Origin of the sequence: Pseudomonas sp. St386 (genome assembly GCF_018325865.1) — a bacterium.
GTDB lineage: Bacteria > Pseudomonadota > Gammaproteobacteria > Pseudomonadales > Pseudomonadaceae > Aquipseudomonas > Aquipseudomonas brassicacearum.
In genome coordinates this window covers 1,579,503-1,599,350 of the sequence record NZ_AP021900.1, presented here as the reverse complement: position 1 = coordinate 1,599,350, position 19,848 = coordinate 1,579,503, and the positions used below count along the sequence as shown (strand labels likewise).

The following is a 19,848-nucleotide window of genomic DNA, read 5'->3' as shown; positions in this document are numbered from 1 at the left end:
TGGTTAACGGGGCGCCCGAGATCAACGTCCACCACGAGGCGGCCTGGTAGCCGACCTGGTTCTTGGTGGGACCGCGTTCCTCCTGTGGGAGCGGGCTTGCTCGCGAAGAGGCCGGCAAATTCAACATCTCCACCGACTGTGATACCGCCTTCGCGAGCAAGCTCGCTCCCACACTTGGATTGAAGTACAGCCGCCAGAGCTAGGTCGGTTGTCAGGCCGCTTTCGCGAGCAGGTCGCTCCCACAGTTGGGTCGAAGTACAGCTGCCAGAACCCGGTCGTCTGTTAGGCCGCCATCGCGAGCAAGCTCGCTCCCACAGTGGAATGCGTCCATCCAATCAGTTGTTTTGCCGTTCGATAATCGCCCAAAACCCGCAAACGGCAATTGAACCGATCCCGGGCGGCCCTTCACCATCGCTCGCACAAAACCAATAACAACAGGTTCGACGCCATGCCCCTACGCCCCGCCTCACCCGGCTGATCCCCGATCGCCCTGATGCCCCTGGCTCCACCCTTAGCGCCTGCACCTCAAACGTGCGGCAACAACTCGCTTCGTCCATAAAAAATAGAGACAACGCCCATGAAGCCCACACAGCACCTTTTCCCCAGCCTCATCGCCGTCGCCCTGACCAGCGCCGCCCTGCCCGTCCTGGCCGCGGAGTCGGGGTTTGTCGAGGATGCCAAGGTCAACCTCAATCTGCGCAACTTCTACATCAACCGCAACTTCACCAACCCGAACAATGCCCAAGGCAAAGCCGAGGAATGGACCCAGAGTTTCATCCTCGACGCCAAGTCCGGCTTCACCCAGGGCGTGGTCGGTTTCGGCGTGGACGTGCTGGGCCTGTACTCGGTCAAGCTCGACGGCGGTCGTGGCACGGCCGGTACGCAACTGCTGCCGGTGCATGATGACGGGCGCCCCGCCGATGACTTCGGTCGCCTGGGTGTCGCCCTCAAGGCCAAGGTGTCGAAGACCGAACTGAAAGTCGGTGAGTGGATGCCGGTACTGCCGATCCTGCGTTCCGACGATGGCCGTTCCCTGCCGCAAACCTTCCGTGGCGGCCAGGTGACCTCCACCGAAATCAACGGCCTGACTCTCTACGGCGGCCAGTTCCGCGCCAACAGCCCGCGCAACGACGCGAGCATGGAAGACATGTCGATGAACGGCCGCGGTGCGTTCACCTCCGACCGTTTCAACTTCGGCGGCGGTGAATACGCCTTCAACGAAAAACGCACCCAGGTCGGCGTCTGGTACTCGGAACTGTCCGACATCTACCAGCAACAATATTTCAACCTGACCCACAGCCAGCCTATCGGCGATTGGACCCTGGGTGCCAACCTCGGCTACTTCATCGGCAAGGAAGACGGCAGCGCCCTGGCCGGCGACCTGGACAACAAAACCGCGTTCGCCATGCTTTCGGCCAAATACGGCGGCAACACTTTCTACGTCGGCCTGCAGAAAGTCGGCGGCGATGATGCCTGGATGCGCGTCAACGGCACCAGCGGCGGCACCCTGGCCAACGACAGCTACAACTCCAGCTACGACAACGCCAAGGAAAAATCCTGGCAAGTGCGCCACGACTTCAACTTCGCCGCTGTCGGCGTGCCGGGCCTGACCCTGATGAACCGCTACATCAGCGGTGACAACGTGCACACCGCCACCGTTGATGACGGCAAGGAATGGGGCCGTGAAAGTGAGCTGGCCTATACCGTGCAGAGCGGCGCGCTGAAGAGCCTCAATGTGAAGTGGCGCAACTCGACGATGCGTCGGGATTACAGCACCAATGAGTTCGATGAGAACAGGTTGATCATCAGCTATCCGATCAGCCTGCTGTAAAAACCCAACATGGAGGGAGGCAGTACCACCGTCATCGCGAGCAGGCTCGCTCCCACAAGGAATCGGTGCCGAGCACAAAATCAGTGCTCACTGAAGATCCCGTGTGGGAGCAAAGCTTGCTCGCGATAGCGGTGGGTCTGTGGCATTTCTGGTGAGTGTGGCATTGCATCGCGAGCAAGCTTTGCTCCCACAGTATTGACTCCCACAGGGATCGGCGGTGGTTCTCAAACCCGCGATTCGACGCCCAGTTCATCCCAGACGGATTCGGCCAGGTGGAAGGTCGCGTTGGCCGCCGGGATGCCGCAGTAGATGGCGCTCTGCATGATCACTTCCTTGATCTCGCTGCGGCTCACGCCGTTGTTGGCGGCGGCGCGCAGGTGCAGCTTGAGTTCTTCGTTGCGGTTCATGCCGATCAGCATGGCAATGGTAATCAGGCTGCGGGTGTGGCGCGGCAGGCCCGGGCGGGTCCAGATATCACCCCAGGCGTGGCGGGTGATCATCTCCTGGAATTCGCTGTTGAACTCGGTCAGGGCACTGAGGCTGCGATCGACGTGGGCATCGCCCAGGACCGCGCGGCGTACTTGCATGCCTTCGTCGTAACGTTGTTTCTCGTCCACAAAAAACTCCTCAGGCACGGCCAGAATCGAGCAGGAAATCCAACACCCGCGCGCTGAACGCGGCACCGGCCTGGACGTTGGACAGGTGCGCGGCGTAGAACTCGGCGTACTCGGCCCCACGGACCCGCTCCTGGATGAAGTGCCCACCCGACGGCGGCGTCACGGCATCTTCGGTGCCGGCGATCACCAGCAACGGGACGCGAATCGACGACAACTGCTCGCGGAAATCGGCATCACGCACCGCCGCACAGTTGGCCGCATAGCCCTGGGGCGAAGTGGCGGCGAGCATGTCGGTGATTTTTTTTGCCGTCGCAGGCTGGGCCTCGGCAAAGTCAGGGGTAAACCAACGGGCAATCGAGGCATCGCGCAACGCCACCATCGCCGCCTTGCCGTCACGCAGCACGGTTTCGATGCGCGGGTTCCACCCCGACGGATCGCCGATCTTGGCCGCGGTGTTGCACACCACCAGTTTGTGCAGACGCTCGCCGGCATTGATCCCCAGCCACTGGCCGATCAACCCGCCCATGGACAAGCCACAGAAATGCACCTTGTCGAGGTTCAACTGATCAAGCATCGCCAGCACATCGCGGCCCAGTTGTTCGATGCTGTAGGGGCCTTCGGTCACCAGCGACTGGCCATGTCCGCGCGTGTCGAAGCGCAGCACGCGAAAGTGTTCGCTGAAGGCCGCAACCTGCTCGTCCCACATGTGCAGATCGGTGCCCAGGGAATTGGAGAGCACCAACACCGGGGCGTCTTGCGGCCCATCAAAACGATAGTTCAGATCGCCCTCGGCGAGTTTGACGAATCCCACAACAATCTCCTTTCAGGCGTTCAAGAAAAGGTGTTCGGCCACGGCCCGGGCGACCCAGGTCTGGGCTTGTCCGAGGTAGTGCGCCGGGTTGAGCAGATGATCAAGCTCGGTCGCGGATAGCTGCGCAGTGACCTGGGGTTCATCCCCCAGCACATCACGCAAATGCCGTTGCTCGGCCACGGCGCGCTTGCAACATTGCTCCAGCAGATGGTGCGCCGTGTCGCGCCCCACACGCTGGGCCAGGACGATGCTCACCGCTTCGGCCAGCACCAATCCCTGGGTCAGTTCCAGGTTGCGGGCCATGCGCGCCGCGTCCACTTCCAGCCCTTCGGCCAGCAGCCGCGCCTGTTGCAAGGCACCGGACACCAGGCAGCAGATCTCCGGCAGGGTTTCCCATTCGGCGTGCCACAGGCCCAGGCTGCGCTCGTGTTCCTGGGGCATGGCGCTGAACAGCGTCGACAACAAGCCAGGTACTCGCGTCGCTGCGCCGATCAGCACTGCCGCGCCCACCGGGTTGCGTTTGTGCGGCATGGTCGACGAACCGCCCTTGCCCGGCGCCGACGGCTCGAACGCTTCGCCGGCTTCGGTCTGCATCAACAGGCTGATGTCGCGGCCCAGCTTGCCCAGGCTACCGGCGATCAAACCCAGCACCGCGCCGAACTCCACCAGGCGATCGCGCTGGGTGTGCCACGGCTGTTCCGGCAGGTTCAGTTGCAACTCGGCAGCCAGGGCTTCGGCGACAGGCAGCGCCTGCTCACCCAACGCGGCGAGCGTTCCGGAGGCGCCGCCGAATTGCAGTACCAGCAAGCGCGGCTTGAGTTCTTTCAAACGTTGGCGACTGCGGGTGATCGCCCCCAGCCAACCGGCGATTTTCATCCCCAGGGTCACCGGCGTCGCATGCTGCAACCAGGTGCGCCCGGCCAGCGGCGTGGCGGCGTAGCGTTCGGCTTGGCGGGCCAGGGTGCCGGCCAGTTGCGCCAGCTCCGCCTCGATCAAGCCCAACGCCTGGCGCAGTTGCAGCACCAGCCCGCTGTCCATCACGTCCTGGCTGGTCGCGCCCAGGTGCACATAGCGCTCGGCCTCGGCGCTCTCGGTGGCGATGCGCTTGCCCAATGCCTTGACCAACGGGATCGCCGAATTGCCGGCACTGGCAATCGCTTCGCTCAATGCCGAAAAATCGTACAACTGGGCACGGCAGGCGTTCTCGATCGGCGCCACCGCATCCTGGGGGATCAACCCTACCCGCGCCTCGGCCCGGGCCAGCGCGGCCTCGACATCCAGCATGGCCTGGACCCGCCCCGCATCGCAGAACACCTCGCGCATGTCGCGAGCCGTGAAGTAGGCATCGAACAGCTGATTGCCCGGTCGTTCGCTCATAAACAGTCCTTGGGTGCGCCGGCCTCACGGCCGGCGCGGTTGGGTCAAAGGTCGTGGTGCAAATACGCCGGCTGCTTGGGCAGGCGCAGGCTGAACAGGAACGCCACCACCATCATCACCGTGACATACCAGTAAAAAGTGTTCTCCATGCCCTGGGCCTTCAGGCTCAAGGCAACGTACTCCGCCGAGCCGCCAAAAATCGCATTGGCCACCGCGTAAGCCAACCCTACTCCCAGCGCCCGCACTTCAGGTGGAAACATTTCCGCTTTCACCAGGCCACTGATGGAGGTGTAGAAACTGACAATCGCCAGCGCCAACGTAATCAGGACAAACGCCAGGAACGGGCTGCTGATGCTTTTGAGGGTCAGCAGGATCGGCACCGTGCACAACGCCCCCAGGGCTCCGAACCAGAGCATGGAATTACGCCGGCCAATCTTGTCCGCCAGCATGCCGAACAACGGCTGCATGCACATATAGAGGAACAGCGCACCGGTCATGATGTAGCTGGCGGTCTTGGCGTGCAGGCCGGCGGTGTTCACCAGGTATTTCTGCATGTAAGTGGTGAAGGTGTAGAAAATCAGCGAACCACCGGCGGTGTAGCCCAGCACGGTGATGAAGGCGGCCTTGTGATTGCGAAACAACGCCATAATGCTGCCGGCGTCCTTGTTCTCGCGCATTTCCTTGCTGCTGGTTTCCTTCAGGGAGCGCCGCAGGAACAGGGAAATCAACGCAGCCACGGCGCCCACCACGAATGGAATCCGCCAGCCATAGGCACGCAGCTCGTCTTCGCTGAGGAACTGTTGCAGGATCACCACCAGCGACACCGCCAGCAATTGCCCGCCGATCAGCGTCACGTACTGGAACGAGGCGAAAAAGCCGCGTTGGCCCTTGAGGGCGACTTCGCTCATGTAGGTGGCGGTGGTGCCGTATTCGCCACCCACCGACAGGCCCTGCAGCAAACGCGCGAACAACAGCAACAGCGGCGCCCAGACGCCGATGTCCTTGTAAGTGGGCAGGCAGGCGATGAGCAACGAGCCGAAGCACATCATCAGCACCGAGATCATCATCGAGTTCTTGCGCCCGTGACGATCCGCCACCCGGCCGAAAATCCAGCCGCCGATAGGCCGCATCAGGAAACCGGCGGCGAACACACCGGCCGTGTTGACCAGTTGCACCGTAGGGTTGTCCGAGGGGAAGAACGCCGGCGCGAAATAAATCGCGCAGAACGCGTAGACGTAGAAGTCGAACCATTCGACCAGGTTGCCGGATGAGGCACCGACGATGGCGAAGATGCGCTTGCTGCGTTCTTCACCGGTGTAGTGGCTGGTTGGGGTGGTCATGGGTTACTCGCTCGTTGGGGACTTAACAAAGTCTAGACACACTTAGTAACAGTCCCGTTCCACAGTATTGCATTGCCTGGACTGACGCTATCGCGGGCAAGCCTTGCTCCCACAGAGGTTGTTGCCATTGCCCATCGCATGTCGTGTACCCCTGTGGGAGCAAGGCTTGCCCGCGATGGCGCCAGTGTTGACTCACTCAGTAATCGAAGAACACCGTCTCGGCATCCGTGCCCTGCAGGATCACGTTCCATTGATACACACCCGACGCATCGGGCTTGCTCACGATCGTGGCGCGACGCTCCTCGGGTACGCAGGCCAGCAGCGGGTCGGTTTCGTTGGCCTGTTCGCCGTCGAAATAGATACGCGTCAGCAAATGCTTGACCAGCCCGCGAGCGAACACCAGCACCACCAGATGCGGTGCCTGGGTCGTACCGTTCAACCCTGGCACAGTGCCCGGCTTGATGGTGGTGAATCGGAAGCGCCCTTCGGCATCCACCGGCACCCGGCCAAAGCCTTCGAAGTGCGGGTCCAGGGGTTTGTCCTGGTCGTCTTCCGGGTGGGCGTATTTACCGGCAGCGTTGGCCTGCCAGACTTCCAGCATCGCGTCGTTGACGAACTGGCCATTGCCGTCGACCACCTGCCCGGTGATCGCCACGCGCTGACCGAGGGTTTGTGCGACGGTCAGGTCTTCGCGGTTCAGCCAGGTCAGGCCGATGTGGTAGTAAGGGCCAACGGTGTGGGACGTGGTGGCGGTGAGCGTCATCTTATTTCTCCATCGGCGTGGCATCGCGGCCGCGCAAGACGATGTCCCAGCGGTAACCGAGGGCGTAGTGAGGGACGGTTTTTTCCAGGTCGAAACTGGCGATCAAGCGTTCCTTGGCGCGGGTGTCCGGCACGCAGTTGTAGATCGGGTCGTATTCCAGCAACGGGTCGCCCGGAAAATACATCTGCGTCACCAGGCGCGTCAGAATGCTCGGCCCGAACAGTGAGAAATGGATGTGCGCCGGGCGCCAGGCATTGTGATGGTTGCCCCACGGATAGGCGCCAGGCTTGATGGTCTGGAACTGATACCAACCGTCGGCGTCGGTGACGGTGCGACCGGTGCCGGTGAAATTCGGGTCCAGTGGCGCGTCATGGTTGTCGCGGTCATGGTTGTAGCGACCGGCGGCGTTGGCCTGCCAGATCTCCACCAGGATGCCCGGCACCGGCTGGCCATGCTCGTCCAGCACGCGCCCGTGAATGATGATCCGCTCCCCCAGCGGCTCGCCGGCATGCTGGGCGGTCAGGTCGTGGTCCTTCTCTTGCACGCGGTCGGCACCGACAGTCGGGCCGGTAATTTCCGACAGCGAATGAGGCAGGAACACCAACGGCTTGGACGGCGAGCGCAGGTTGGTGGACTGGTACGGCGGGTGCAGATACTCCGGCTGGGTGCCCGCTTGGGGGCGACGATAACCAGGCTTGTCAGTCATGCAGCGTTCCTCGGATTCTTATTAGTAGAACGACGCGTCAGACGCGTTCGATCGCCAGCGCCAGCCCTTGGCCGACGCCGACGCACATGGTCGCCAAGCCTTTCTTGCCGCCGGTCTTTTCCAAGTGGTGCAGCGCCGTCATCACCAAGCGCGCCCCGCTCATGCCCAGGGGATGGCCGAGGGCGATGGCTCCGCCGTTCGGGTTGACCTGGGGCGCATCGTCCGCCAGCCCCAAATCGCGCAACACCGCCAGGCCCTGGCTGGCAAAAGCTTCGTTGAGTTCGATCACATCGAAATCCGCAACCGCCAGGCCCAGGCGCTCAATGAGCTTGCGCACCGCCGGCACCGGCCCGACGCCCATCACCCGCGGCGCCACGCCGGCACTGGCCATGCCCAGCACTTTGCCGCGCGGCGTCAGGCCGTGTTTTTTTACCGCTTCGGCCGACGCCAGGATCAGTGCAGCCGCGCCATCGTTGACACCCGAGGCGTTGCCGGCAGTGACGGTTTTGTCGGGACCATTGACCGGTTTGAGTTTGCTCAAGGTTTCCAGCGTGGTATCGGCGCGAGGATGCTCATCCTGCTCGACCACGGTTTCACCTTTCTTGTGGGTGATACGCACCGGAACGATTTCTTCGGCGAAAAAACCTGCCGCCTGGGCCGCTGCCGTGCGCTGTTGGCTGCGCAAGGCGAAAGCGTCCTGGTCGGCGCGGGACACGGCGTAGTCATCAGCCACGTTATCAGCGGTCTGCGGCATCGCGTCCACACCGTACTGGGCTTTCATCAATGGGTTGATGAAACGCCAGCCGATGGTCGTGTCTTCCAGCTTCATGTTGCGGGAAAACGCCGCGTCGGCCTTGCCCATCACAAACGGCGCACGGGACATTGACTCCACCCCACCGGCGATGGCCAGCTCCATCTCACCACTGGCGATGGCACGGAACGCCGTACCGATGGCGTCCATGCCCGAGGCGCAAAGGCGGTTGAGGGTCACGCCGGGAATGCTTTCCGGCAGGCCCGCCAGCAACAGCGCCATGCGCGCCACGTTGCGGTTGTCTTCGCCGGCCTGGTTGGCGCAGCCGAGAAACACTTCGTCCACTGCGCTCCAGTCCACCGATGGGTTGCGCTCCATCAGCGCCTTGATCGGCACGGCCGCCAGGTCGTCGGCGCGCACGGCGGACAAACCGCCGCCAAACCGACCGATGGGGGTTCGAATCGCATCACAGATATAAACGTCGCGCATCAGGCTTCTCCCGGTGTCTGACCGTGGGCCGCCGCAGTACGAGCTTCCAGGTCGCGCAGTGCGCTCAGCTCCAGCTCGGTCGGCTCGGCGGTGGTTTGCACCTGGTCGGCGAAACGGATCGCCCACCCGGTGGCCGCAATGACTTGCTCGCGGGTCACGCCGGGGTGCAGCGCAGTGACCACGAACTCATGGGTGTCGGCTTCCGGTTCCATGATGCACAGGTCGGTGATGATGCCCACGGGACCGGCGCCGGGCAGGCCCAGACGTTTGCGCGAATCGCCGCCTTCACCATGGCCGACCGAAGTGATGAAATCCAGCTTGTCGACAAACGAGCGAGCCGACTGCTTGAGGATGATCAACACGCTCTTGGCCGAACCGGCGATTTCCGGTGCGCCACCGGCACCCGGCAGGCGGACTTTCGGCTGATGGTAGTCGCCCACCACCGTGGTGTTGATGTTGCCGAAACGGTCGACCTGGGCTGCGCCGAGGAAACCGACGTCAATGCGCCCGCCCTGCAGCCAGTAGCGAAAAATCTCACCGGTCGGTACGACGGTATCGGCGGTTTCCGCCAGCTCACCGTCGCCGATGGACAGCGGCAGTACGCTGGGCTTGGCACCGATCGGGCCGGATTCGTAGATCAGCACGACGTCCGGCGACGACGTCAGCCGCGCCAGGTTGGCCGCTTTCGACGGCAGGCCGATGCCAACGAAGCACACGGCATTGTTCTTCAAGCGACGCGCCGCGGCGACGGTCATCATTTCGTTGGTGGAGTAAGTCATGGTTTCACCTGCGAAGCGGCTGCCAGTCTGGCCTGGAATTCACTGAAGTCTTTAGTGCCATGGATGTATTCGTTGATCCATGCGGTAAAGGTCTCACGGTCCCGGGCGATCGGATCCCACGCCTGGTAGAAACGGTTGTCACGCTCGGTGTAGCCGTGGGCGTAGGACGGATGGGCACCACCCGGCACGAGGCACACGGCGCTCAATGCCCAGGTCGGCAGTACGCAAGCGTTCATCGGCGCGTTCAGGTCGTCGACGATTTCTTCCACGGTGACGATGCAACGCTTGGCGGCCAGGGCCGCTTCTTTCTGCACGCCGAGAATGCCCCACAGCAGCACGTTGCCCTTGCGGTCGGCTTTCTGGGCGTGGATCACCGTGATGTCCGGGCGCACCGAAGGTACAGCGGCCAATACTTCACCGGTGAAGGGACAGGTCACGCTCTTGATCAGTGGGTTGACCTTCGGCAGGTCGGAACCGGCGTAGGCCCGCAGCACCGCGAACGGCAGGCCAGAGGCGCCGGCGACGTAGGCGTTGGCCAGGTCGGCGTGGCTGTGTTCCTCGATCTCCAGCGGGTGTGGCCACTGCTTCTCCACGGCATCGCGCAAGCGGTGCAACGACCCGACGCCAGGGTTGCCGCCCCAGGAGAAAATCAACTTGCGAGCACAACCGGCGCCGATCAACTGGTCATAGATCAGGTCAGGTGTCATGCGCACCAGGGTCAGGTCTTTCTTTCCCTGGCGAATGATTTCATGACCCGCCGCCGTAGGGATCAGGTGAGTGAAGCCTTCGAGCGCGACGGTATCGCCGTCGTTGACGAATTGCTTCACCGCGTCGTGCAGCGAAAGGATTTCAGCCATGGGGCAGGCTCCCGTGTTCCAGTAGACCGACATGAAGAAAAAGGCGCGAGGTTAAGCGCCGGAGTGACTGAAGATTAAGCCTGGGGGAAAAGCCAAACAATCCGATAATCGACTGAGTGTTCGTTTATCGAACAGATTGTTGTTTGGCTATCTATATTCGCCAAGCACACGGAGCCCCTGTGGAAGCAGACCCTGTGGGAGCCTGCATGCCCTCAGATTTGTCTTCCACAGGGGTTATGTCGTGGGCTCAGGTCGCATCCGCATGGCTGACCATGCCCTTGATCACCACCGCCGTGGTCGCCAGGGCCGCCGGGATCACCAGGGCGGTCAGGACTTGTTCGAAGTTCCAGCCCAGGCCCAACAGGGTCGCGCCCATCCAGGCGCCGAGGATCGCGCCGAAACGACCGATGCCCAGCATCCACGAGACACCGGTGGCCCTACCCTGGGTCGGGTAGAAACGCGCGGCCAGGGAAGGCATCGCCGATTGCGCACCGTTGACGCACATGCCGGCTACCAGCACCAGGGTGGCGAGCAAAGTGATGTTGCCCAGGCTCTGCCCCACTGCGTAGGCAAACAACCCGGCCATCAGGTAGAAAATGCCGATGACCTTGTGCGGATTGAACCGATCCATCGCCCAACCCACCCCGACGGCGCTCAACACGCCGCCGAATTGGAACAGCGCACCGATAAACGCTGCCTGCTCCATGCTCGCGCCGCTGTCGCGCATCAGGGTCGGCAGCCAACTGGTCAACAGGTAGACGATCACCAGGCCCATGAAATAGGTCAGCCACAGCAGCAAGGTGCCAGCGCTGTAGGTGCCAGAGAAGATCACCGCCAGCACATTGCGGGCTTTCACGGTTTTCTGTTCCGGCACACTGAAACTCGCCGCTTGGGCCACCGTGTTCGGTTCGATCGGCGCCAGGGTCTTGCGCACCTTGTCGGTGCCGCGATTGCGCACCACCAGATAACGCGCCGACTCTGGCAGCCAGAACAGCAACACGACCGCCAGGATCAACGGCAGGATCCCGCCAATCAGCAGCAGGCTGTGCCAACCGAACGCCGGTATCAGCTTGGCGGAGATGAACCCGCCGCCGGCCATGCCCAGGTTGAAGCCGCAGAACATGCTGGTCACCAACAGGGATTTCTTGCGTTCCGGGGTGTATTCCGAGAGCAAGGTGGTGGCGTTCGGCATCCCGGCGCCCAATCCCAGACCGGTCAGGAAACGCAGTACCAGCAATTGATCGACGTTGGTGCTGTAGGCCGACGCCAGGCTGAACGCGCCGAACAGCAGGACCGCGCCCACCAGTACGACTTTTCGTCCGAAGCGATCAGCCAGCGGCCCTGAACCCAATGCGCCAAACACCATGCCGATCAGCGCGGCGCTCATCACCGGGCCAAGGCTGGCGCGATCGATACCCCAGTCCTGGGACAGCGCCGGGGCGATGAAGCCCATGGCCGCTGTATCGAGGCCGTCGAGGAAAACAATCAGGAAACAAAGAATAACCACCCGCCACTGGTAGCGCGAAATGGGTTGGGCATTGATGAAGGACTGCACATCGAGGCAGTTGCCTACGGAGGTCTGGGGCTGATTCATTTTATTTTTATTCCACGCGATAAACGCAGGCGAACGATCAGGGACCGGCGAAACACGCCGGATGACGCTGCGCGACATTAATGAGGGCAGGCAAATACCGTCAATTCATCGCCGCCGACTGTGTGCGTTTATCGAACAACTTAAGTGAACAGCTGCGCGCTCAAGTCGCGGCTGGCCCCCAGCAGGCCTGGCAGGAAACGCTGTTCCAGCTCATTGCGGCTGACCCGCCCGGCATGGGTACTGACGTTGAGCGCGGCCACCACTTGACCGGAAGCGTCATACACCGGCACGGCAATCGAACGCAGGCCCTGTTCCAGTTCCTGGTCGACGATGCACCAGCCCTGCTGCCGCACCTGCTGCAGGCATTCAAGCAACGCCTCGGGGGTGTGCAAGGTGCGGCTGGTCTTGGCTTGCAGGTCGGCATGGTCCAGGTAGTCGCGCAACGAAGCATCATCCAGGGCCGCCAGGAGAATCCTGCCCATCGAAGTGCAATAGGCTGGCAGACGCCCGCCGACCGACAGATCGACCGAAATCAGGCGCTGGGTGGTGGCTGATCGAGCGATATAGAGGATGTCGTCGCCTTCGAGCGTCGCCATGTTGCAGGCTTCGTGCAGTTGCTCGCTCATGCGGTCCAGGTACGGCTGGGCAGAAACGGCCAGGGGTGTCGAGGACAGATAGGCGTGCCCCAGGGTCAGCACTTTGGGCAGCAGCGAATAAGTGCGCCCGTCCGTGGTGGCGTAGCCAAGCTTGATCAAGGTATGCAGGCAACGTCTGACGGCGGCGCGAGGGATTTCCGTGCGATGGCTGATCTGGGCGATGGTCAGGTGCCGCTTGCGTTCCTGGAAGGCCTGGACCACGGCCAATCCGCGGGCCAGGGACGTCATGAAATCAGGATCGCCAGTCAGGGCCTGGATCCGCTTGGCCGGCGAGGCGACGATCGGTGGCGCGACTGAAGTGAAAGCATTGCGCAATTGGTCGTTCATGTCTGGTCTTCCCCGGGAATGACGGCTATTACAAGCGGCTGTCCGACGGACAGACAAGGGTCGGACCGCCAACAGCGTTCGATTATCGAACCGGCAACCGATAATCGCAATCCTGCCCGGTGTCATGAGTTCGCCAGCCGTCGAACGCTCGATAACAAGTTGAGCGAGAGCAACAAGCGATTTGACGTGAGGGCGTGGGCGATATTGAACTTGTCGCCTTGAATGGCATCAGGACATCGGCACTAGCAAGCATCTTCTGAAACCTGATTGACACAAGTTTGCACATACAAACATCGTTTCACACAACAACAGGCCCCTTTAAATATTTCCCGATAGTGTTATTCAGCTGGACCGCTATAATGCAATTCAGCGACGGTACGGCCAATCGACCGCTCCCGTACGCAGGCACCTTGGTTAATACCCTGGCGCCCGAAGCACCTTTAGGGTCGCTTCCCCTGTATTGGCAACAACACGAAGCCCTGATGCTACGTCAGCTGTCAGCTCTGGTGCCGTGGCCGTCTGCATGTCTACATGCAGTGCGTATCACCAGATTCAATTTCAATTAATTAGGTACAACTGTGACGAAAGACGAACTGCGCGCTGAACTTGAGCGCCAGGAACAACGTTACAAGGAAGTTTACGGCGGGGAAATCACCACCTACGCCGCGCAGCCTGAACCGGAACGCAAACCCTGGCGTAAGCGCGCCACCGTTCAGGACCAGGCCTTCACCCAGGAACTCCAGAAAATGGAAAAAGAACTCAAAGCCGAAGAGCAGTGACGCTCGGGGCCTGATGTTCTTGTGAGGAGGTCTCCGGCCACCACCCAGGCCGGAAACCACAGCGCACGCCCGCCATGAGCGGGCCGCCATCCGCTCCCGTCCGACGGCCGGGGAAGGCTCATGGCCGACCATCTTTTCAGATATTTCATACAACCGCTCGAAGTGCTCTACAGCGGGCGGCGATCAGGTTCCGGGACGCTTTGCGCCCCTGAATCAAAGGGTTACGCGCCCCACGGAAAACCTCGCGCCAGAGGCATTCCTGCAAATTATTTCGTTGAAGAATGTTGCCGACGAGCAGGCAATGCATCGATTGCCATGGTTTTCTGGCATAATCGCGCCCCCTTATGACCGGGTCAGAAAACCTTCATGATCGATTTATTCAGCGGACTGGATGCTTGGGTGCTTGTGAGCCTCTTGCTCGCCCTGGCTTTTGTCCTCGCCTTCGAGTTCATCAACGGCTTTCATGACACCGCTAACGCGGTTGCCACTGTTATCTACACCAAAGCCATGCCGCCTCATCTGGCGGTGTTCTTTTCCGGTGTGTTCAATTTCCTCGGTGTGCTGCTGGGCGGTGTGGGGGTGGCGTACGCCATCGTTCACTTGCTGCCCGTAGAGCTGCTGATCAATGTGAACACCGGACATGGACTGGCCATGGTGTTTTCGCTGCTCGCAGCGGCCATTACCTGGAACCTGGGCACCTGGTACTTCGGTATCCCGGCGTCCAGTTCCCACACGTTGATCGGCTCGATCCTCGGCGTGGGCCTGGCCAACGCGTTGATCAACGATATCCCGTTGGCCGACGGAGTGAACTGGCAGAAGGCGATCGATATCGGCGCCTCCCTGGTGTTCTCGCCCATGGCCGGCTTCCTGATCGCTGCCCTGGTGCTGATCGGCCTGAAATGGTGGCGTCCGCTGTCGAAGATGCACAAGACACCGGAACAGCGCCGCCAGATCGACGACAAGAAGCACCCGCCGTTCTGGAACCGCCTGGTACTGGTGATCTCGGCCATGGCCGTCAGCTTTGTCCACGGCTCCAACGATGGCCAGAAAGGCATCGGCCTGATCATGCTGGTGCTGATCGGTATCGTGCCTTCGCAGTTCGTACTCGACCTGAGCAGCACCACGTATCAGATCGAGCGGACCCGCGACGCGACCCTGCACCTGAGCCAGTTCTACCAGCGCAACAGCGAATCCCTGGGTGAATTCCTGGCACTGGGCAAGAGCGTGGAAGGCGATCTGCCGGAAAAATTCCGGTGCAACCCGCAGCAGACCGAACCCACCATCGATGCCCTGCTCAACACCCTCAAGGGCGTCGCCGACTACCATTCGCTGCCGTCGGAAAGCCGTATCGAAGTGCGTCGCTACCTGCTCTGCCTGGACGACACGGCGAAGAAGGTCGGCAAGCTGCCAGGCCTGGCCGCCCGTGAGAAAGACGACCTGAACAAGCTGCGCAAGGACCTGACCGGCACCACCGAGTACGCCCCGTTCTGGGTGATCCTGGCGGTCGCCCTGGCACTGGGCCTGGGCACCATGGTCGGCTGGAAGCGTGTGGTACTGACCATCGGCGAGAAGATCGGCAAGCAAGGCATGACCTACGCCCAGGGCATGTCGGCGCAGATCACCACCGCGTGCATGATCGGCATGGCGAACATCTTCAGCCTGCCGGTTTCCACCACCCACGTACTGTCCTCGGGCGTGGCCGGTACCATGGTCGCGAACAAGAGCGGCCTGCAAGGTGGCACCGTGCGCAACATCCTGCTGGCCTGGGTGCTGACCCTGCCAGCCACGGTGGCGCTGTCGGCCGGGCTGTTCTGGCTGGCGTCCAAGGCTCTGGGTAGCTGATTCCAGCGACTCAAAAAAAGGTGCGATCCTTGCGGTTCGCACCTTTTTTTATGCCCTGACGCCAGACACCTGTGGGAGCGGGCTTGCTCACGATGGCGGTGGGTCAGTCAACACATGTATCTACAGACATACCGCTATCGCGAGCAAGCTCGCTCCCACAGTTGATTGGGTATCTGGCTGGAGAATCACGAACAAAAAAAAGGGCGACCGAAGTCGCCCAAAATGCCTTGCGTGCTCGTTATAGCCGGAAAGACCTACGGTTTTTTCCGCTTGTGCGCGTCTTTCCAGATGAATAATCCAAAGCCTGCGAAAAACACGACCATGAGGCCGACCGTCAACACCCCGGCAAACACCACATTATCGAAAAACATGACTGGCCTCCTGGTCTTGCCCCTGTTGCGATGGGTTCAAGTTAACCAATCAGGCCTGGATGAAAATTGACCGGGGTCAATAACGCCCGCAACGGGGCGAAAAGGTGGGGAAATAACTGATCTGCATCAATGGATCGAGGGGGTTCAGCGCTTTTTCGGTTTGTTTTTCGACTTTTTCTTGGGCTTGCCCAACGGCATGGCCTGCTCGAAAGCCTGGCGGACTTCATTGAGGCGTTTTTCGTTGAGGTCGTGAACGCGCTTGGCGCGCTCGGCACTGAGGTCGATCAGCTTGTCGTCTTGGCTCATGGCGTGTGGGCATCGTGCAGTGAATTGCGGATGCGCCCATGATGCGGGCTGTTGGCGGAGTTGACCAGCCTGCGTACGTCGGCAAACACCTGGATCAGATCTGGATATCGACCCACAAGCCCTGGCGCGACTCTTCGTCTATCAGCGGCACCACCGGCACGGTGTTGTCGGCGTTGAGTTCGGTCCCCGGTACGGCCAGATGTTCTTCAGGGTCTTCATTGGCCTCGCGGTGGCGTTTGTCGCGCTCCTGCCGGCGACGCTGTTCCTCGCGCAACAGCAGCGCGGCCTCTTCCGGGTCGCGGTTTTGCAGGTCGATGGTGCTTTCGTTGGAGCTTGGCTGCACCGGGACCACGGGCGGTATGTCCGGTCGCTGGCGAACCGGATCCTGTTGAGCGGTGATGGGTACGGCGCTCAAAGGGAGCATGGGTGGCAACATAAAGGTCTCCTGTCTTCAGGTTGTCGGCTGGGAAAGTGGCAGCTTGAACCGCCGGTCTGAAACTTGTGACCCAGTTGGCATTGCAGCGATCCCCAGGGCCGAGCTTGTTTGATCGCTGGGCAAGCTTGAGTTCCGTGCCGTCAGTAACTAATCAGCGTACGTAAATCCTTTGGTCTGAGGGATCCTTCCGTTAAGATAACCGGCTTTTTCAAGGCGGGAGTCAGGCAGCATGGCGCAGCAGTATCAACCGGGGCAACGCTGGATCAGTGACAGCGAAGCCGAGCTGGGTTTAGGCACCGTTCTGGCACAGGACGGCCGCTTGTTGACCGTGCTCTATCCGGCCACTGGCGACACTCGCCAGTACGCGCTACGGAATGCGCCGCTCACCCGTGTACGGTTTTCGCCGGGCGATGTGATCACTCACTTCGAAGGCTGGAAAATGACCGTGCGCGAAGTCGATGACGTCGACGGGTTGCTGGTCTATCACGGCCTCAACGGGCAGAACGAAGTCGTCACCCTGCCGGAAACCCAACTGTCGAACTTTATCCAGTTCCGCCTGGCGAGCGACCGTCTGTTCGCCGGCCAGATCGACCCGTTGGCCTGGTTCTCCCTGCGCTACCACACCCTGGAACACACCAGCCGCCAGTTACAGTCTTCGCTTTGGGGCCTGGGCGGCGTTCGTGCCCAGCCTATCGCCCACCAATTGCACATTGCCCGTGAAGTGGCCGACCGCATTGCGCCGCGGGTATTGCTGGCGGACGAAGTGGGCCTGGGCAAGACCATCGAGGCCGGCCTGGTCATCCACCGTCAACTGCTGTCCGGCCGCGCCAACCGCGTCCTGATCCTGGTGCCGGAAAACCTCCAGCACCAATGGCTGGTGGAAATGCGCCGGCGCTTCAACCTGCAGGTCGCGCTGTTCGACGAAGAACGCTTCATCGAAAGCGATGCCAGCAACCCGTTCGAAGACACTCAACTGGCCCTGGTGGCGCTGGAGTGGCTGGTGGACGACGAGAAGGCCCAGGACGCGCTGTTCGCCGCCGGCTGGGACCTGATGGTGGTCGACGAGGCTCATCACCTGGTGTGGCACGAAGATCAGGTCAGCCCGCAGTACGCGCTGGTCGAACAACTCGCCGAGACAATCCCGGGCGTGCTGCTGCTGACCGCAACCCCGGAACAACTGGGCCAGGACAGCCACTTTGCTCGCCTGCGCCTGTTGGACCCAAATCGCTTCCACGACCTCAAGGCCTTCCGCGCCGAGAGCGAAAACTATCGCCCGGTGGCCGAAGCCGTGCAGGAGCTGTTGGACAAAGGCCGTCTTTCGCCTGAGGCCCACAAGACCATCCAAGGCTTCCTGGGCAATGAAGGCGAAGCGTTGCTGACCGCGGTCAGTGATGGCGATGTCGAAGCCAGTGCTCGCCTGGTGCGTGAACTGCTGGACCGCCACGGCACCGGCCGCGTGCTGTTTCGCAACACCCGCGCAGCGGTGCAAGGCTTCCCCGAGCGCAAGCTGCACGCCTACCCGCTGCCGTGCCCGGACGAGTACCTCGAGCTGCCCCTGGGCGATCACCCCGAGCTGTACCCGGAAGTCAGCTTCCAGGCCCAGCCGGACGCCAGTGAAGAAGAACGCTGGTGGCGTTTCGACCCGCGGGTGGAGTGGCTGATCGACACCCTGAAGATGCTCAAGCGCACCAAAGTACTGGTGATCTGTGCCCACGCCGAAACCGCCATGGACCTGGAAGACGCCTTGCGCGTACGTTCCGGCATCCCGGCCACGGTGTTCCACGAAGGCATGAATATCCTGGAGCGCGACCGCGCGGCGGCCTATTTCGCCGACGAAGAGTTCGGTGCCCAGGTGCTGATCTGTTCGGAAATCGGCAGCGAGGGCCGCAACTTCCAGTTCGCCCATCACCTGGTGCTATTCGATCTGCCGGCGCACCCGGACTTGCTCGAGCAACGCATCGGTCGTCTGGACCGGATCGGCCAGAAGCACACCATCGAGCTGCATGCGCCGTACCTGGAAACCAGCCCGCAAGCGCGGCTGTTCCAGTGGTATCACGAAGCCCTGAATGCCTTCCTCAACACCTGCCCGACTGGCAACGCCTTGCAGCATCAGTTCGGCCCGCGCCTGCTGCCATTGCTGGAAGAAGCCGACGATGGCCAGTGGCAAGCGCTGATCGACGAAGCCCGCACCGAACGCGAGCGCCTGGAGGCCGAGCTGCACACCGGTCGCGACCGTTTGCTGGAGCTCAACTCTGGCGGCGCTGGTGAAGGCGATGCGCTGGTGGAAGCCATTCTCGAGCAGGACGACCAGTTCGCCCTGCCGATCTACATGGAAACCCTGTTCGACGCCTTTGGTATCGACAGCGAGGATCATTCGGAAAACGCGCTGATCCTCAAGCCGAGCGAAAAAATGCTCGACGCCAGCTTCCCGCTGGGCGACGACGAAGGCGTGACCATCACCTACGACCGCAACCAGGCGCTGTCGCGCGAAGACATGCAGTTCATCACCTGGGAGCACCCGATGGTGCAAGGCGGCATGGACCTGGTGCTGTCCGGTTCCATGGGCAACACCGCCGTGGCGCTGATCAAGAACAAGGCCCTCAAGCCCGGCACCGTGTTGCTGGAGCTGCTCTACGTCAGTGAAGTAGTGGCCCCACGCTCGCTGCAACTGGGCCGCTACCTGCCGCCGGCCGCCCTGCGCTGCCTGCTGGACACCAACGGCAACGACCTCGCCGCCCGGGTCTCGTTCGAAACCTTGAACGACCAGCTCGAAAGCGTGCCCCGTGCCAGCGCCAACAAGTTCATCCAGGCCCAGCGCGACCAGCTCACGCCACGGATCAATGCCGGCGAAGAAAAGATCGCCCCGCGTCACGCCGAACGCGTGGCCGAGGCCCAACGTCGCCTGGCCGCCGATACCGACGAGGAACTGGCCCGCCTGACCGCCCTGCAAGCGGTCAACCCGACCGTGCGCGACAGCGAACTGGTAGCCCTGCGCCAACAGCGCGAGCAAGGCCTGGCGATGCTTGAGAAGGCGGCGTTGCGTTTGGAGGCGATTCGGGTTTTGGTGGCGGGCTGAGATTGACGGGGGGGCCCGATATGGGTCCCCGCTGTGGTGGTTTTATCGGGTGTATATCCGTTGCTGCGGTAACGGCGGCTGGCGGTTCCGCTCTTACAGCGGGTCACTTTTGGAAGAGCGCCAAAAGTAACCAAAAGCGC

Annotated in this window: 18 protein-coding genes; 4 read left to right on the top strand and 14 right to left on the bottom strand. The window is 61.8% G+C overall.

Annotated features, from left to right (window positions below; all coding sequences use genetic code 11):
* Window positions 1-577: 577 nt before the first annotated feature.
* Complete coding sequence (locus KI235_RS07025; RefSeq protein WP_212795606.1) at window positions 578-1,831, top strand: OprD family porin; 1,254 nt, start codon at window positions 578-580, stop codon at window positions 1,829-1,831.
* A gap of 224 nt (window positions 1,832-2,055) precedes the next feature.
* On the opposite strand, the gene pcaC is transcribed toward KI235_RS07025, so the two are convergent.
* The 11 genes from pcaC to pcaR form a co-directional block, all read right to left on the bottom strand.
* On the bottom strand, window positions 2,056-2,448 hold the full coding sequence (pcaC, locus tag KI235_RS07020; protein ID WP_003198653.1) for a 4-carboxymuconolactone decarboxylase: 393 nt from the start codon (window positions 2,446-2,448) through the stop codon (window positions 2,056-2,058).
* Between the two features lie 10 nt (window positions 2,449-2,458).
* A complete protein-coding gene (gene pcaD, locus KI235_RS07015; protein WP_013692454.1) occupies window positions 2,459-3,259 on the bottom strand; it encodes a 3-oxoadipate enol-lactonase in 801 nt (266 codons plus the stop codon).
* A gap of 12 nt (window positions 3,260-3,271) precedes the next feature.
* On the bottom strand, window positions 3,272-4,636 hold the full coding sequence (locus tag KI235_RS07010) for a 3-carboxy-cis,cis-muconate cycloisomerase (protein WP_013692453.1): 1,365 nt from the start codon (window positions 4,634-4,636) through the stop codon (window positions 3,272-3,274).
* Between the two features lie 44 nt (window positions 4,637-4,680).
* Complete coding sequence (locus KI235_RS07005) at window positions 4,681-5,976, bottom strand: MFS family transporter (protein ID WP_003198647.1); 1,296 nt, start codon at window positions 5,974-5,976, stop codon at window positions 4,681-4,683.
* Between the two features lie 196 nt (window positions 5,977-6,172).
* Complete coding sequence (gene pcaG / locus KI235_RS07000; protein ID WP_013692452.1) at window positions 6,173-6,739, bottom strand: protocatechuate 3,4-dioxygenase subunit alpha; 567 nt, start codon at window positions 6,737-6,739, stop codon at window positions 6,173-6,175.
* Window position 6,740: 1 nt separating this feature from the next.
* Window positions 6,741-7,445, bottom strand: coding sequence for a protocatechuate 3,4-dioxygenase subunit beta (gene pcaH / locus KI235_RS06995; protein WP_003198643.1), 705 nt, complete (start codon window positions 7,443-7,445; stop codon window positions 6,741-6,743).
* A gap of 37 nt (window positions 7,446-7,482) precedes the next feature.
* Entirely contained in the window at window positions 7,483-8,688 is a 1,206-nt protein-coding gene (gene pcaF, locus KI235_RS06990; protein ID WP_172681394.1) for a 3-oxoadipyl-CoA thiolase, read from the bottom strand.
* Entirely contained in the window at window positions 8,685-9,464 is a 780-nt protein-coding gene (locus KI235_RS06985) for a CoA-transferase subunit beta (RefSeq protein WP_003198639.1), read from the bottom strand. Before KI235_RS06985 ends, pcaF begins: the two co-directional genes overlap by 4 nt.
* A complete protein-coding gene (locus tag KI235_RS06980) occupies window positions 9,461-10,321 on the bottom strand; it encodes a CoA transferase subunit A (RefSeq protein ID WP_003198638.1) in 861 nt (286 codons plus the stop codon). The genes KI235_RS06985 and KI235_RS06980 overlap by 4 nt, the downstream gene beginning before the upstream one ends.
* Before the next feature lie 247 nt (window positions 10,322-10,568).
* Window positions 10,569-11,915 (bottom strand): MFS transporter, encoded by a 1,347-nt coding sequence (locus KI235_RS06975; RefSeq protein WP_003198637.1) that lies wholly within the window; start codon window positions 11,913-11,915, stop codon window positions 10,569-10,571.
* A gap of 140 nt (window positions 11,916-12,055) precedes the next feature.
* A complete protein-coding gene (gene pcaR, locus KI235_RS06970) occupies window positions 12,056-12,898 on the bottom strand; it encodes a pca regulon transcriptional regulator PcaR (RefSeq protein WP_003184507.1) in 843 nt (280 codons plus the stop codon).
* A 578-nt stretch (window positions 12,899-13,476) separates the two neighbouring features.
* On the opposite strand from pcaR, the gene KI235_RS06965 reads away from it, so the two are divergent.
* Window positions 13,477-13,677: a hypothetical protein gene (locus tag KI235_RS06965; protein WP_003198635.1), complete on the top strand. Its 201-nt coding sequence runs from the start codon at window positions 13,477-13,479 to the stop codon at window positions 13,675-13,677.
* Window positions 13,678-14,043: 366 nt separating this feature from the next.
* Window positions 14,044-15,519: an inorganic phosphate transporter gene (locus tag KI235_RS06960; protein WP_003198633.1), complete on the top strand. Its 1,476-nt coding sequence runs from the start codon at window positions 14,044-14,046 to the stop codon at window positions 15,517-15,519.
* A 254-nt stretch (window positions 15,520-15,773) separates the two neighbouring features.
* Here the strand turns inward: KI235_RS06960 and ccoM are convergent, their stop codons facing one another.
* The 3 genes from ccoM to KI235_RS06950 form a co-directional block, all read right to left on the bottom strand.
* Window positions 15,774-15,890, bottom strand: a complete 117-nt coding sequence (gene ccoM / locus KI235_RS30605) for a cytochrome c oxidase subunit CcoM (protein ID WP_014336959.1) — start codon at window positions 15,888-15,890, stop codon at window positions 15,774-15,776.
* A 144-nt stretch (window positions 15,891-16,034) separates the two neighbouring features.
* Complete coding sequence (locus tag KI235_RS06955) at window positions 16,035-16,196, bottom strand: hypothetical protein (protein ID WP_003198631.1); 162 nt, start codon at window positions 16,194-16,196, stop codon at window positions 16,035-16,037.
* Window positions 16,197-16,290: 94 nt separating this feature from the next.
* Window positions 16,291-16,632 (bottom strand): hypothetical protein, encoded by a 342-nt coding sequence (locus KI235_RS06950; protein WP_003198629.1) that lies wholly within the window; start codon window positions 16,630-16,632, stop codon window positions 16,291-16,293.
* A gap of 229 nt (window positions 16,633-16,861) precedes the next feature.
* Here KI235_RS06950 and rapA point away from each other — a divergent pair, with 229 nt between their 5' ends.
* Window positions 16,862-19,708, top strand: a complete 2,847-nt coding sequence (gene rapA / locus KI235_RS06945) for an RNA polymerase-associated protein RapA (RefSeq protein ID WP_212795605.1) — start codon at window positions 16,862-16,864, stop codon at window positions 19,706-19,708.
* The last annotated feature ends 140 nt before the right edge of the window (window positions 19,709-19,848 follow it).

What these genes read in the sequence shown, in the direction of transcription:
- KI235_RS07025 (WP_212795606.1), top strand. Translation starts at nt 578, where the DNA reads ATGAAGCCCACACAGCACCTTTTCCCCAGCCTCATCGCCGTCGCCCTG.
- KI235_RS07010 (WP_013692453.1), bottom strand. Translation starts at nt 4,636, where the DNA reads ATGAGCGAACGACCGGGCAATCAGCTGTTCGATGCCTACTTCACGGCT.
- KI235_RS07005 (WP_003198647.1), bottom strand. Translation starts at nt 5,976, where the DNA reads ATGACCACCCCAACCAGCCACTACACCGGTGAAGAACGCAGCAAGCGC.
- pcaG (WP_013692452.1), bottom strand. Translation starts at nt 6,739, where the DNA reads ATGACGCTCACCGCCACCACGTCCCACACCGTTGGCCCTTACTACCAC.
- pcaH (WP_003198643.1), bottom strand. Translation starts at nt 7,445, where the DNA reads ATGACTGACAAGCCTGGTTATCGTCGCCCCCAAGCGGGCACCCAGCCG.
- KI235_RS06985 (WP_003198639.1), bottom strand. Translation starts at nt 9,464, where the DNA reads ATGACTTACTCCACCAACGAAATGATGACCGTCGCCGCGGCGCGTCGC.
- KI235_RS06980 (WP_003198638.1), bottom strand. Translation starts at nt 10,321, where the DNA reads ATGGCTGAAATCCTTTCGCTGCACGACGCGGTGAAGCAATTCGTCAAC.
- KI235_RS06975 (WP_003198637.1), bottom strand. Translation starts at nt 11,915, where the DNA reads ATGAATCAGCCCCAGACCTCCGTAGGCAACTGCCTCGATGTGCAGTCC.
- pcaR (WP_003184507.1), bottom strand. Translation starts at nt 12,898, where the DNA reads ATGAACGACCAATTGCGCAATGCTTTCACTTCAGTCGCGCCACCGATC.
- KI235_RS06960 (WP_003198633.1), top strand. Translation starts at nt 14,044, where the DNA reads ATGATCGATTTATTCAGCGGACTGGATGCTTGGGTGCTTGTGAGCCTC.
- ccoM (WP_014336959.1), bottom strand. Translation starts at nt 15,890, where the DNA reads ATGTTTTTCGATAATGTGGTGTTTGCCGGGGTGTTGACGGTCGGCCTC.
- KI235_RS06955 (WP_003198631.1), bottom strand. Translation starts at nt 16,196, where the DNA reads ATGAGCCAAGACGACAAGCTGATCGACCTCAGTGCCGAGCGCGCCAAG.
- KI235_RS06950 (WP_003198629.1), bottom strand. Translation starts at nt 16,632, where the DNA reads ATGTTGCCACCCATGCTCCCTTTGAGCGCCGTACCCATCACCGCTCAA.
- rapA (WP_212795605.1), top strand. Translation starts at nt 16,862, where the DNA reads ATGGCGCAGCAGTATCAACCGGGGCAACGCTGGATCAGTGACAGCGAA.